The sequence below is a fragment of the Actinomycetospora sp. TBRC 11914 genome (assembly GCF_012933465.1).
GTDB lineage: Bacteria > Actinomycetota > Actinomycetes > Mycobacteriales > Pseudonocardiaceae > Actinomycetospora.
The window spans coordinates 54,877-68,566 of sequence record NZ_JABBND010000009.1 but is presented as its reverse complement, the minus strand read 5'-3'; the positions used below and the strand labels follow the sequence as shown (position 1 = coordinate 68,566).

The 13,690-nt window shown below is 74.1% G+C and carries 12 protein-coding genes; 5 read left to right on the top strand and 7 right to left on the bottom strand.

Annotation, left to right across the window (positions count from 1 at the left end):
* Window positions 1-122 precede the first annotated feature (122 nt).
* The 4 genes from HH311_RS15520 to lysS are packed head-to-tail and all read left to right on the top strand — an operon-like array spanning window position 123 to window position 4,684.
* Complete coding sequence (locus tag HH311_RS15520; RefSeq protein ID WP_169184579.1) at window positions 123-1,169, top strand: 3-isopropylmalate dehydrogenase; 1,047 nt, start codon at window positions 123-125, stop codon at window positions 1,167-1,169.
* Window positions 1,170-1,173: 4 nt separating this feature from the next.
* Window positions 1,174-2,142 (top strand): hypothetical protein, encoded by a 969-nt coding sequence (locus HH311_RS15515; RefSeq protein ID WP_169184578.1) that lies wholly within the window; start codon window positions 1,174-1,176, stop codon window positions 2,140-2,142.
* Between the two features lie 11 nt (window positions 2,143-2,153).
* Window positions 2,154-2,951, top strand: coding sequence for a fumarylacetoacetate hydrolase family protein (locus HH311_RS15510; protein WP_169184577.1), 798 nt, complete (start codon window positions 2,154-2,156; stop codon window positions 2,949-2,951).
* A complete protein-coding gene (lysS, locus tag HH311_RS15505; RefSeq protein WP_169184576.1) occupies window positions 2,948-4,684 on the top strand; it encodes a lysine--tRNA ligase in 1,737 nt (578 codons plus the stop codon). The genes HH311_RS15510 and lysS overlap by 4 nt, the downstream gene beginning before the upstream one ends.
* 25 nt (window positions 4,685-4,709) lie before the next feature.
* Here lysS and HH311_RS15500 read toward each other — a convergent pair whose 3' ends face one another.
* The 5 genes from HH311_RS15500 to HH311_RS32715 form a co-directional block, all read right to left on the bottom strand.
* A complete protein-coding gene (locus tag HH311_RS15500; RefSeq protein WP_169184717.1) occupies window positions 4,710-5,603 on the bottom strand; it encodes a transketolase family protein in 894 nt (297 codons plus the stop codon).
* A gap of 26 nt (window positions 5,604-5,629) precedes the next feature.
* Complete coding sequence (locus HH311_RS15495) at window positions 5,630-6,358, bottom strand: thiamine pyrophosphate-dependent enzyme (RefSeq protein WP_169184575.1); 729 nt, start codon at window positions 6,356-6,358, stop codon at window positions 5,630-5,632.
* Window positions 6,359-6,414: 56 nt separating this feature from the next.
* Complete coding sequence (locus tag HH311_RS15490; RefSeq protein ID WP_169184574.1) at window positions 6,415-7,164, bottom strand: AIM24 family protein; 750 nt, start codon at window positions 7,162-7,164, stop codon at window positions 6,415-6,417.
* A gap of 66 nt (window positions 7,165-7,230) precedes the next feature.
* Entirely contained in the window at window positions 7,231-7,776 is a 546-nt protein-coding gene (locus HH311_RS15485) for a GNAT family N-acetyltransferase (protein WP_169184573.1), read from the bottom strand.
* Between the two features lie 116 nt (window positions 7,777-7,892).
* A complete protein-coding gene (locus HH311_RS32715; protein ID WP_169184572.1) occupies window positions 7,893-10,298 on the bottom strand; it encodes a class F sortase in 2,406 nt (801 codons plus the stop codon).
* Window positions 10,299-10,454: 156 nt separating this feature from the next.
* Here HH311_RS32715 and HH311_RS15475 point away from each other — a divergent pair, with 156 nt between their 5' ends.
* Window positions 10,455-11,588, top strand: coding sequence for a CaiB/BaiF CoA-transferase family protein (locus tag HH311_RS15475; RefSeq protein ID WP_169184571.1), 1,134 nt, complete (start codon window positions 10,455-10,457; stop codon window positions 11,586-11,588).
* 63 nt (window positions 11,589-11,651) lie between these two features.
* On the opposite strand, the gene HH311_RS15470 is transcribed toward HH311_RS15475, so the two are convergent.
* A complete protein-coding gene (locus tag HH311_RS15470) occupies window positions 11,652-11,990 on the bottom strand; it encodes a hypothetical protein (protein WP_248292635.1) in 339 nt (112 codons plus the stop codon).
* Window positions 11,991-12,004: 14 nt separating this feature from the next.
* Entirely contained in the window at window positions 12,005-13,666 is a 1,662-nt protein-coding gene (locus HH311_RS15465; RefSeq protein ID WP_169184570.1) for a sodium:solute symporter family protein, read from the bottom strand.
* Window positions 13,667-13,690: the final 24 nt, after the last annotated feature.

Sequence of the window (13,690 nt, the reverse complement as noted above, 5' to 3'; positions counted from 1 at the left end):
TCCGGCGCGACCGTCGAGCGGGTGATCCGGTGCGGAGCCCCTTCGACACGCGCGGTAGCCTCCACCGCAGGTGAGCCCGGTCGCACCATCGAGGTCGGCCCGTCGGGGGAGGAAGTCTGGTCATGCGACTCGCGGTGGTTCCCGGGGACGGCATCGGACCCGAGGTCGTCGGGGAGGCGCTGAAGGTCCTCGGCGAGGTCGCGCCCCAGATCGAGTCGACCCACTACGACCTCGGCGCCGCCCGCTGGCACTCGACCGGTGAGCTCCTGCCGGAGTCGGTGCTCACCGAGCTGCGCGACCACGACGCGATCCTGCTCGGCGCGGTGGGCGACCCGTCGGTGCCCAGCGGCATCCTCGAGCGGGGGCTGCTCCTGCGGCTGCGCTTCGAGCTCGACCACCACGTCAACCTGCGCCCGGCGCGGCTCTACCCCGGCGTCCGCGGCCCGCTGTCGGCCCAGCCGGAGATCGACCTCGTCGTCGTCCGCGAGGGCACCGAGGGCCCGTACGCCGGCACCGGCGGGCTGCTCCGCAAGGACACCCCGCAGGAGATCGCGACCGAGGTCAGCATCAACACGGCGTTCGGCGTGGAGCGCGTCGTCCGCGACGCGTTCACCCGCGCCGCGAACCGCCCGCGTCGCAAGCTGACGCTGGTCCACAAGACCAACGTCCTCACCCACGCCGGCTCGCTGTGGTCGCGCGTGGTCGAGGAGGTCTCGCTCGAGCACCCCGACGTGTCGGTCGACTACCAGCACGTCGACTCCACGACGATCCACCTTGTCACAGACCCGTCGCGGTACGACGTGATCGTCACCGACAACCTCTTCGGCGACATCCTCACCGACCTCGCGGCCGCCGTGACCGGCGGTATCGGGCTCGCGGCCTCGGGCAACCTCGACGTCAGCCGCGCGAACCCCAGCATGTTCGAGCCGGTCCACGGCTCGGCGCCCGACATCGCGGGCAAGGGCATCGCCGACCCGACGGCGGCCGTCCTCTCGGTCGCGCTGCTGCTCGACCACCTCGGCGAGCCGGAGCTCGCCCGCCGCGTCGAGGCCGCCGTCGCGTTCGACCTCGCCACCCGCGACCACCAGAACCCCGGCGGGACGTCGGCGGTCGGCGACCGGCTCGCCGCGCTCGTCTCGTCCTCGACGGGGTCGCGCAGCCTGGCCTGAGACGGTGCGGGGCCCGTCGATCGACGACGTCCTCGCCCTGCTCTGGGGTGCCTGCGGTCTGGGGATCACGGCGTACTTCGTCGTGCTCGGGCTGCAGAACCGGGAGATGGGCGCGTCGGGCCTCGTGCTGTTCGTCCTCGCCGCCGTGGTCCTCGTCGGGTTCTCGACGGTGGCCGTGCGGCACCACCGCCGGGGCCGCGAGGCCCGGGCCCTGCGCCACTCCGGCCCCGTCGGTGGGTGGCAGGTGCACCGACCGGCCCGGCCGGTCCACCGGACCCCCCGCCCCGAGCCCGACCCGGACTCCGTGCCGGAGCTCTCGGCGTCGGGACGGGCCGAGCTCGCGCGCATCGTCGGGATCCTCGACCGCACCGGGCTCTTCGCCCCCCACGCACCCCGCCCCGTCGACCTCCTCGAGGCCGCCGCCGACGCGGGGGAGCCGGTGACCGTGGACTCGGTGCTCACGGCCGTCGAGGAGGCGCCGTACTGGCACCCCGGGCTCGACCCGGCGCAGCACCTGCGCGCGCTCGCCGTCCACGACTCCCACACCGAGCAGCTCGCGGACACCCTCGCCGCGCAGGTCGCGGACCTCGACCGGCTCGCCGGCGACGCCCTCGCGGTGCGGCTCGTCGCGGTCGACCTCGCCGAGGAGGGCCGGGCGGTGCGGACCCGGCTGCGGCTCGCGCTCGGCGAGGACGAGCGGGAGCTCGACTGGCTCGGCGCCGGGAAGGACCTCAGCACCGTCGTGCACGTCGCCGTGGCCCGCGCCCTGCGCGCCGCCGCGCCCGCGACCCCGGACCCGACGTGGCCCCGGCTGGCCTGGACCTGGACGGACCGGGGCGTGTGGCTGGCGGCGCTGCGGCGCACCGACGTCGCGACGCTGAACCGCGAGCTCGGCCGGGCGCTGCAGGACCCCTGGGCGTGGGTCGACGAGTCCGAGCCCGTGGTCGCCGGGCGGGTCGGGCGCCGGGGATAGGGTGGGTGACCGTGCGTCTCGCTCGGATCGCCCACCCCGACGGTGTCTCCTTCGCCGCCCTCCAGTCCCCGACGACCGGGGGCGGGGAGCCGACCGCCGGCGACGTCTGCGCCGAGATCGCCGAGCACCCGTTCGGCGACCCGACCTTCACCGGCCGCACCTGGCCGCTCGCCGACGTCCGGCTGCTCGCCCCGATCCTGCCCTCGAAGGTCGTCTGCATCGGCAAGAACTACGCCGAGCACGTCGCCGAGATGGGCGGCGGCGACGCCCCGGCCAACCCGCTGATCTTCCTCAAGCCCTCGACCAGCGTGATCGGGCCGGGCCTGCCCATCCAGCGCCCGCCGGACTCGCAGCGCGTGGACTACGAGGGCGAGCTCGCCGTCGTCATCGGGCAGCCCTGCCGCGACGTGCCCGAGGCGCGCGCGAAGGACGTCGTCCTCGGCTACACCGTCGCGAACGACGTCACCGCCCGCGACCTGCAGTCCTCCGACGGCCAGTGGACCCGCGCCAAGGGCTACGACACGTTCTGCCCGCTCGGCCCGTGGATCGAGACGACGCTGGACCCGTCCGACCTGGCGATCGAGACCACGCTCGACGGCGCCTCGGTGCAGAAGTCGCGGACGTCGATGCTCATCCACGGCATCGAGAAGCAGATCGCCTACATCAGCCGGGTCATGACGCTGCTGCCCGGCGACACCATCCTCACCGGCACGCCGGCCGGGGTCGGCCCCATGGTCGACGGGCAGACCGTCTCGGTGACGGTGGAGGGCATCGGCACGCTGACGAACCCGGTGAGGGACCGCCCGTGAGCCGACGCCGGGGCGGCGAGGCGGCCGAGTCGACCTCGCAGGACTGGGTGGCGACCCTCGCCGACGAGGTGATCGCCACCCACGAGAAGGAGGGCGACGCCGACCGGACGATCGTGTGCGCGTCGGGCCTCTCGCCGTCGGGACCCATCCACCTGGGGAACCTGCGCGAGGTCCTCACCCCGCACCTCGTCGCCGACGAGATCCGGCGCCGCGGGATCGCCTGCGAGCACCTCATCTCGTGGGACGACTTCGACCGCTACCGCCGCGTGCCGAAGGGCGTCGACGGGATCGACGACTCGTGGGCCGAGCACATCGGCAAGCCGCTCACCTCGGTGCCGGCGCCGCGCGGCAGCGCGCACGAGAACTGGGCCGAGCACTTCAAGGCCCCGATGGTCGACGCGCTGGAGCGCCTCGGCGTCCCGTTCCGGGGCATCAGCCAGACGCAGATGTACACCTCCGGCGCCTACGTCGAGCCGACGCTGCTCGCGATGCGCGAGCGGGCGCGCATCGACGAGGTGCTGGGCCGGTTCCGGACGAGGAAGGGGCCCGACTCCGAGGGGGCTGCCGAGGGCGGCGACGCCGGCGTCGACCCCGACGAGGCGGTGGGGTCCACGACGGGGGAGTACTTCCCCTACAAGCCCTACTGCGGCGCGTGCGGGACCGACGACACCACGATCGTCGCCTACGACGACGCGACCACCGAGATGACCTTCACCTGCGCCTGCGGGTCGTCGGAGACGGTGCTGCTGCGCGAGTTCACCCGCGGCAAGCTGGTCTGGAAGGTCGACTGGCCGATGCGCTGGGCGTTCGAGGGCGTCGACTTCGAGCCGAGCGGGGTGGACCACTCGTCGCCGGGCTCGTCGTACGAGGTCGGCGGTCTGCTGGTCCGCGAGGTCTTCGGCGGCCGGCAGCCGATCGGGCCGATGTACGCGTTCGTCGGCATCTCCGGGCAGGCGAAGATGTCGTCGTCGAAGGGTGGCGTCCCGACGCCGTCGTCGGCGCTCGAGGTCTTCGAGGCGCCGCTGCTGCGCTGGCTCTACGCCCGCCGTCGTCCCAACCAGGCGATCAAGGTGGCGTTCGACGCCGAGCTCTCCCGGCTCTACGACGAGTGGGACGCGCTCTCGCGCAAGGTCGCGGCGGGCACCACCGGCGCGATCGAGGCGCTCGGGCACGCCCGCTCGGTGACGACGGCGGAGCGGGCGCTCCCGACGACGCCGCAGCCGGTCCCCTTCCGGACGCTCACCTCCGTCGTCGACGTGACCACCGGCGACCCCGAGCAGCTCGGCCGGCTGTTGTCGGGACTGGTGCCGGGCGACCCGGAGGACCCGGTCACGCTCGACGACCTGCGGCCGCGGCTCGACTGCGCCGAGCACTGGGTCGAGCACTACATGCCCGAGGAGTCGCACACCCGGCTGCTCGCCGCGCCCGACGAGGAGCTGCTCGCGTCGCTGGACGACACCGACCGCGAGTCGCTGCGGCTCCTGCTCGAGGGGCTGGAGCAGGACTGGTCGCTGGACGGCCTGACGACGCTGGTCTACGGCGTGCCGAAGGTCCAGGCGGGCCTACCGATGGACACCAGGCCCACGGACGAGCTCAAGGCCGCCCAGCGCCGGTTCTTCGTGCTGCTCTACCGGCTCCTCGTCGGCTCCGACACCGGCCCGCGGCTCCCGACGCTGCTCCTGGCCGCCGGGCCGGAGGCGGTGCGGAGGTGCCTGACGGCTCGTGAGCACTAACTGTCGGTATAGCGACACTTAGTGCTCACAAGGCGTCAGCCACCTGGCGGACGTCGAGGCCGTGCGCGGCGTCGTGCTCGGCCCGCGTGCCGTAGAGCCGGAGCTCCTCGCGGCGGGTCCCGAGCATCACCTGGCGGTGCGGACGGTCGGCGAGCGCCTCGGCCACCACCCGCGCGGACGTGCCCGCGAGGTAGGGCTCGACCACCGTGACGGTCGGCGCGGCCGCGTGCTTCGGGGCCAGCGCGTCGACCGCGGCCCGCAGCCCGGCCGCGTCGAAGGGCCGCGGCGTCGTCGTGTAGAGCACCGTGAGGTCGCGGCCGGCGCGGGCCACCGCCGCGAGCACGGTGTCGAGGACCGGCCCGACGGCGACGACGACCCCCTCGGTGCCCCGCCGCACCGTCACCAGCCCGGCGCCGTGGTGCGGCGCCGCGTTGGTCGCGTCGGAGAGCCGCAGGTAGACGAGGCCGTCGGCGGCGACCGCGTCGCGGACGAGCCGGTCGGCCTCGTCGGGATGGCCCGGGACGTGGACCGTCCAGCCCGGCAGCGTGTCGATCAGCGCCACGTCCTCGGGGGCCTCGTGGGTGCGCCCGCCCGACCCGACGTCGTAGGACGCGCCGATCGAGACGAGCACCGCGCCGCTGCCCTGGTGACCGAGGTCGACCTTGAGCTGCTCGTAGGGCCGCTCGACCGCGAAGGGCGCGTAGGAGTGGACGATCGGCCGCACCCCGGCCAGCGCCAGACCGCCGGCGACGCCGACCATGAGCTGCTCGCGGATGCCGACGTTGACCACGCGGTCGGGGTGGCGCGCGGCCAGGGCGGGGACCGGGTCGGCGCCGGCGGAGATGTCGGCGAGCACGAGCGCGACCCGGTCGTCGGCGTGGACGAGGTCCGCGGCGGCGTGCAGGAACGCCTCGCGCATGGTGGTCGGGACGGCGAGCGTGGCGGTCACGAGGCCTCCTTCGGTTCGACGCGGGCGACGACGGCCAGCGGCCGGTCGTCGTGGGCCGCGTCCAGGGCGAGCTCGACCGCGTCGTGGTCGCGGCCGTCGACCGTGATCGCGCGCCAGCCCTCGACGAGGAAGCGCTCGGCGAGCCCGGTCTCGGTCCACAGGCCGGGCCAGCCGTGGGTCGACGAGACGTTGTCGACGACGACCGCGGTGAGGTTCGCGAGCCCGCGCCGCCCGGCGTAGGCGATGGCCTCGTGGTTGGAGCCCTCGTCGAGCTCGGCGTCGCCGACGAGCACGACCACGCGCGGGCCGCCGTCGGGACGGGTGATCCGCCGCGCGCGCAGGCCGAGCGCGGTGCCCATCGCGAGCGGCAGGCCGTGCCCGAGGGAGCCGCTGCCGATCTCCACGCCGGGGATGAGTGTGCGGTCGGGGTGGAGACCCAGCCGCGAGCCGTGCGTCGCCCAGCCGGGGAGCTCGGCCTCGTCGAGGAAGCCGTGGGCGGCGAGGACGGCGTAGTACGCCATCGGGCCGTGGCCCTTGGAGAGCAGGAAGCGGTCGCGGGCCGGGTCGTCGGGGTGGGCCGGGTCGACGTGCAGCACGCGGTCGTAGAGGACGTGCAGCACGTCCAGCGTCGAGGTGGCGGCGGCCGAGTGCTTCTCGTCGCCGGTCATGAGCGACATCAGCCGGTGCAGCTCGCCGTTCGTCACGGGAGGTCGCAGGATGGTCATGCCGACGACCGTGCAACCTCGACGCCGATTCAGGTCAAGGCACCGGCCCGGGACGTCTAGCGCAGGAAGCCGCCGAGCACGCCCGCGACGCCGCCGACGCCGGTCTGGTCGCCGCCGCCGGTCCCGCTGATCGCGCTCTGCGGCAGTTCCTCGGAGGGCTGCACGATGACGAAGCCGCGCCCGGCGAACGACATCGTGAAGGCCTCGCCGGTGGTGCGGCCGATGAGCGTGCCGAGGCCGAACTGCTCCGCGCGGTGCAGACCCGTCTGCAGCCCGGCCGACCACGCGATCGCCGCCTGCGGGTCGGCGTAGGTCGGGGCGTCGACGGTGAGCACCACCGGGGCGCCCTTCGCGGTGATCGCGAGCCGGCCGCGACCGCGGAAGACGCAGTTGAACAGGCCCGCGCCGCCCATGGAGCCGGCGCCCGGGACCATCTGGATGTCGTGGGAGAGCGACGGCTCGAAGGCGAGGACGTTCTTCCCGTTGATCGTCAGCGCGTCGTCGGGACCCTCGAGGTCGATGAGGTGGACGTCCGCGGCCGCGTCGGCGAGGAACACGTCGCCCCGCCCGGTGAGGCGCATGAGCGGCACGCCCTCGCCGGTCAGCTTCTGCTTGACGAAGTTGCCGAGCCCGCCGGAGCCCTTGGCCTCGAACCGGACGTCACCCTGGTAGGCGACCATCGACCCCTGGCGTGCGAGGGCCTCGCCGTCGAGCTCGATCTTGAGCATCTTCGAGTTCTGCAGGCGCAGGCCCGGCTGCGCGGACTCCTGCTCCTGGTTCTCGGGGGCGAACAGGTTGCTGCGCATCGAGGTCTCCTCGTGACTCACGGTGCTCGGAACCGCGGACGATCGTCCGGATCATCCGCCTGGTGATCACGAAGCGTCAACGTCCGGCTGATCGTCGGGGTTCCCGCCGTCGTCGGTCCGGCGGGCCATGATCAGCGACGAGCGCAGCGAGCCGTCGCGGCGCCGGTAGTGCCGCTCGCGCAGGCCCTCGACGGTGAAGCCCGCCGACGCGTAGAGCCCGATCGCCCGGCCGTTGTCGGGCCACACCTCGAGGTCGACCTTGTGGACGCCGGTGGCGCGGGCGTGGGCGAGGACGGCGTCGAGCAGGCCACGCCCGCCCCCGCGTCCGCGCGCCCCGGGCAGCAGCATCATCGCGATGCTGAGCACGCCGGTGATGCGCTCGACGGCGGTCGCGACGCCGACGACGGGCCCGTGGTCGCGGTCGCGGTCGTCGTCGCCGCACAGCACCCACATCCCGCCGCGGCCGTCTGCGGCGAGCAGGGACCGGAGGGCATCGGCGCGGGCGGCGACGTCCACCGGCGGCTGCGCGCCGATGGTCCCCTCCTCGGCGACGACGGCCGCGATCGCGGCGGCGGCATCGGCGTCCTCGGGTCGGGCCGGGCGGATGTCCACGCCGGCGAGCATTCCCCGGGCCGCGGCGCCGTGCCAGGCCGGGTTCCGCCTCCCATGATCGCGATCCGTGGGAGGAACTGCCCCACATGTGGGGCACTTCTCTCCACGGAGGTCGATCAGCGGGGCGAGGCGTAGACGACGACGTTGTCCTCGTAGGAGCGCACCGACCGGTCGAACGGCCCGCCACAGGTGATGAGGCGCAACGACGGCCCGGCGGTCGGCGCGTAGACCTTCTCCGACGGGAAGGCGTCCTTGGGGACGGTCTCGACGGCGTCCACCGCGAAGTGCGCGACGGTGCCGTCGCTGCGGGGCACGTCGATGGCGTCGCCGGGGCGCAGGTCGCGGAGGCGCCAGAAGACGCCGGGACCGCGCCAGGAGTCGACGTGCCCGACGAGCACCGCGGTGCCGGGGTCGCCCGGGCTCGCGCCGTCGTGGTACCAGCCGACGTCGTTCGGGGTCGCCGGTGCCTGCAGCTCGCCGTCCCCGTCCAGGCCCAGGGTCCCGACGTCGGGGGCGTCGATCCCGGCGGCGGGCACGACGAGGCCGGCGGGACGGGCGCCGGTGGCGACGGCGGCCGGGGCCGGCTTGGCCGTCAGGGGCACCAGGGCGGGGGCGGTCGGGGCCGGGCGGGCCGGGAGCGGGACCAGCGCCGGGGCGGCCGGCGCGGCGCGGCGCTGGGTGAGCGGGACGAGCGAGGGGCCGGGCGCCGCGTCGAGCGTGCTCGCTCCGGGAGCGGGCGCCGCCGCCGGAGCAGGGGCCGCCGGAGCAGGGGCCGCCGGAGCAGGGGCCGCCGGAGCAGGCGACGCCGGAGCAGGCGAGGCCGCCGGGGCCGAGCGCACCTGGACCGGGACGAGGCGACTCTCCAGGTCGGCGAGCCCGCCGAACCCGGCCGGGACCCCGCCACGCGGCAGCCGCTTCGGCGGTGACGTCGGAGCCGGCCGCGGCGTGGGAGAGGTCGTCGCGGGGGCGGACGGTGCCGGTGTCGTGGTCGGTGCCGCTGAGGTCGGCGCGGGGGCGGGGGACGCGGGTGCGGGGGACGCGGGAGCCGGCGACGCGGGTGCTGCCGGGGCGGGTGCGGCGGGCGCCGGGGACGCCGCGGCCGGTGCGGCGGCGGCGAAGGCCGAGGCGGCGTCCGGGACCGCGGTGGCGGCGAGGGCGCCGTGGGCGTCGCGGCCGACGACGACGGTCGCGACCGCGGTGCTCGGCACCGGCACCGTCGCGACGGCGGTCTCGCCGTTCGACGTCCGGACGTCCATCGTCCAGGTCCTGGCGTCGACCTCGGTGTACGAGGAGCCCGACCCGTAGAAGAGGCCCTGGGCGAGCGCGCCCCCGCCGCGCGCGACGACGTCCATCGGTCCGACTCCGGCCGCCGCCGAGACGACCCGCACGTAGGCCTTGCCGGGCGGCGCGGGCGTGCTGCCGTCGTCGAGCACCTCGGCCTGGGGTGAGTCGTTCGGCCCGACGTCCACGAAGGCGGCCGTCTGCGCCGAGCGGGGCGAGACGGCGACGGCGGCCGTGAGCGCCGGCGGGGACGTCGGGGCGGCGCCGGCCGGGCGGGCCTGGAGGGTGTAGATGCCGGGGGTGGCGGCCAGGTAGCTGCTCACGCCCCGGTAGGTGACGTCGGACGCGACCTTCGTGAGGGGCAGGCCGGGTCCCTCGGCGTACATGTCGACGGCGCCGGTCGAGGGCGAGAGGTGCGCGACGCGCAGGACGCCCTGGTCGCCGGTGGGTGGCCCGAACAACGGGAGCGCCGAGGGCAGGGCCGGACTCTGCAGCACCCCTGCGAGCACGTCGGCGGGCGCGAGGAGCGGGGCGATGTTCGCCAGCGAGATGGACGGCGTCAGCGCCGGCAGGGGCAGGTTCGGCACGGCGACCAGGGCGGAGGGCACGGACACGGAGGGCACCGACACGGAGGGCACTGACACCGAGGGCGCTGACACCGAGGGCACCGACACCGAGGGCACCGACACCGAGGGCACCGACACGGAGGGCACCGACGCGGAAGGGACCGATACCGAGGGGAGCTCGACCTCGGGCGTCTGCACCGCGGGGAGCTTGACCTCGGGCGTCTGCACCACCGGGAGCTTCACCTCGGGCGTCAACGCCGGGGCCTTCGCCGCGGACGTGCTGCCCGACTCGACCTTCGGGAGCTGCACGGCGGGCAGGTGGACGGTGCCGGTGTCGTGCGATCCCGACGAAGAGGAGGACGAGGACGAGGACGACGAGTGCGACGACGTACCGGAGTTGTGCGAGCCGGACGAGTGCGACCCGGAGCCCGAGGAGTGCGACGAGTGCGACACCGACAGCGCGCCCCCCAGGTCGAGCACCGAACCCGAACCCGACCCGTGCGCCGACGAGCCGGAGCCGGACCCCGACCCGTCGTCGTCGTGATCGGCGAGCAGTACCTGTCCGCCCGCCGCGAGCACGGTCGGGGGACCGCCGGGGGTCGAGGTCGCCGCGACCACGAGGCCGAAGGCCGAGGTGATGACCACCGCCGTCGCCGTGCGCGCACTGCGTCTCATCGGGCGCCGCTCCCGTCACGCTCTGGTCGCCACCGCTGCTCGAGAGCGACCACTCGACGAAGGAACGATCTACACCCATTCGCGTGACGCGACTTCGGAGAGGTGTCGGAGTGTGACGTGGAGCGGACCTCGGGTCGGACCGGCACGATCGTCGTCATGACCGACTCCGCGTCGCGACCCCTGCCCCTCGAGGGCGTCCTCGTCGTGTCCTGCGAGCAGGCCGTGGCCGCCCCGCTCGCGACCCGCCACCTCGCGGACCTCGGCGCCCGCGTGGTCAAGATCGAGCGCCCGGGGCGGGGCGACTTCGCGCGCGACTACGACACGGTCGTGCACGGCCTCTCCAGCCACTTCGTGTGGCTGAACCGGTCGAAGGAGTCGGTGACCGCCGACCTCAAGGACCCCGACCAGCTGGCGCGGGTCCGCGCGCTGATCGGCGGCGCCGACGTCTTCGTCCAGAACTTCGCCCCCGGCGCGGCCGAGCGGTTGGGGCTCGGCGCCGACGCGCTGCGCCGGGACCACCCGCGCCTGGTCCACTGCAGCATCTCCGGCTACGGCTCGACCGGGCCCTACCGCGACGCCAAGGCCTACGACCTGCTCATCCAGGCCGAGGCCGGGCTCGTCTCGGTGACCGGCACGGAGGAGTACCCGGCCAAGGCCGGCATCCCGGCCGCCGACATCGGCGCGGGCATGTACGCGTTCTCCGGCATCCTCGCCGCGCTCTACGACCGGGAGCGCACCGGCGAGGGCGCCGCGTTCGAGGTGAGCCTCTTCGACGCCCTGAGCGAGTGGATGGGCTTCCCGCTGCAGTACGCGGCCGGGAGCGGGCGCGCCCCGGTCCGCGCGGGGACGAGCCACCCGGCCATCGCCCCGTACGGCGCGTTCGCGGCGGGAGACGGTGTCGAGGTGGTGTTCGGCATCCAGAACGAGCGCGAGTGGCAGCGCTTCTGCGAGGTGGTGCTCGGCGACGCGTCGGTCGCCGAGGACGAGCGTTTCGCGAGCGGATCGGCCCGCGTCGAGAACCGGCCCGCGCTGCACGCGGCGATCGACGCCGTGCTCGCGGACCTGACCGGCGACGAGCTCGTCGAGCGGCTCGAGCGGGCGGGCGTGGCCAACGCCCGCCGTCGCACGCTCGACGAGGTGCTCACCCACCCGCAGCACGAGCGGCGCGGGCGGTTCGTCGAGGTGGACAGCTCGGCCGGACCCATCCGGACGCTGCTGCCGCCGATCACGTTCGCCGACGGCCGCTCGCCCTGGATGGGTCCGGTGCCGGACGTCGGACCCCCGGTCTGAGGGCCGCGACGCCCGGCGGTGGGCCCGGGCCGCGCCTCCCGGGCCGCACCGCGCCGGGTGGGCCTACTCCTCCTCGGTGGTGTCGATCCCGAGCGGGCGCAGCCGCGCCCACGCCAGGAAGACCACCGCGACGACGAGCAGGCCGATGCCGGTCCAGAGGTTGATCGCCGTCCCCGCCGCCTGGGCGAGCTGCTGGGGGCCGTCGAGCGCGCCCCGGACCACGAGGACGATCCCGTAGATCCCGAGCAGGACCCCGATGACGTAGCGCAGGTCGAAGAGCCGCTGCATGCGGCTGCCGGTCTGCACGGTGTCCTGCGGGCCGCCGTGTGCCGACTCGCCCTGGGCCGACTCGTTCCGGGCTGACTCTTTCCTGGCCGGCCCGCTCCTGGCTGCTTCGCTCATGGTGACTCCCGGGCTCAGGCGAAGAGGATGTTGAGGACGACGGTGATGACGAGCGCGATGCTGCCGAGCAGCACCGGCTTGCGGTACCAGACGCGCTCGCGGGGCTGGCGCAGCGTCGGGACCACGCCGTCGGCGCCGGGGACGCCGTAGACGATGCCGGCGAGGCGCTCGGGCTCGGGCCGGGCGGTGGCCAGCGAGACCGTGACGGTGACGACGACGTCGACGAGGAACGCCGCCCCGGCCTGGTAGAAGCTCACCGCGATGCCGGAGCCGAAGTCCACGACGCCGGCCTCGGCGAGCACGAACACCAGGGTGCCGGCGATGACGCCGGTGAAGAGGCCGGAGAAGCCGCCCCAGCCGGTGGTCCGCTTCCAGAACATCCCGAGGATGAACGTCGCGAAGATCGGCGCGTTGAAGATGCCGAACAGCGACTGCAGGTAGGTCATGATGTTGTTGAAGGACGACGCCAGCAGCGCGGTGAAGATCGCGATGACGACGCCGGCCACGGTCACCCACCGGCCCGCGGTCAGGTAGTACCGGTCGCTGCGGCCCTTCGCGAGGTAGGGCTGGAGCAGGTCGTAGGTGACCACCGTGTTCAGCGAGCTGACGTTCGCCGCGACGCCCGCCATGAACGAGGCGAACAGGCCGGTGATCGCGATGCCGAGCACGCCCTCGGGGAGCAGCTGGCCCATGAGGGCGGGGATCGCGTCGTTGTACTCGAGCCCGCCCGAGCTCTCGTTGCCGAAGTTGGGGATGGCGACGAGCGCGACGAGGCCCGGGATGATCGTCACGGCCGGGATGAAGAGCTTGGGGAACGCGGCGATCAGCGGGGTGCGCTGCGAGGCGGAGCGATCCTTGGCGGAGAGGGCGCGCTGGATCTCGGCGAAGTTGGTGGTCCAGTAGCCGAACGACAGGACGAAGCCCAGGCCCAGGACGATCGAGATCCAGTTGGCGCCGATCGGGTTGGTGACGCTGCCGATCCCGGTGCCCTGCCAGGCGTGCAGGCCCTCCGGCCCGAGCGCCGACTGCGTGACCTTCTCGCCCAGCGCGTGGAAGCCGCCGACGTGGCGCACCGCGACGATCGCGAGCGGGATGAGCCCGGCGAGGATGACGAAGAACTGCAGCACCTCGCCGTAGATCGCCGAGCCGAGGCCGCCGAAGCCGATGTAGACGAGCACGACCGCGGCCGACAGCACGATGCCCCAGATCTGCGGCAGGCCGAGCAGGGCGTTGAGCACGATGGCCAGCGCGTAGAGGTTGACGCCGGCGATGAGCACCGAGGCGACCGCGAAGACGACCGCGTTGAGGACGTGCGTGCCGTTCCCGAAGCGGAGCCGTAGGAACTCCGGAACCGATCTGACCTTGGAGCGGTAGTAGAACGGCATCATGACGATGCCGAGGAAGACCATCGCCGGGACCGCGCCGATCCAGTAGTAGTGGACGGTCGCGACGCCGTACTCCGCCCCGTTGGCGGCCATGCCGATGATCTCGGTGGCGCCCAGGTTGGCGGCGACGAAGGCGAGGCCGGTCACCCACGCGGGGAGCGCGCGGCCGGCGAGGAGGAAATCTGCGCTCGTCCCCACGGCGCGGCGCGCGACGACGCCGATGCCCAGGACGACCACGAAGTAGAGCGCCAGGAGCGTGTAGTCCAGCCATCCCGGATTCAGGCGCAGCATCGCGTCCCCTTGCACTGGAGCGGG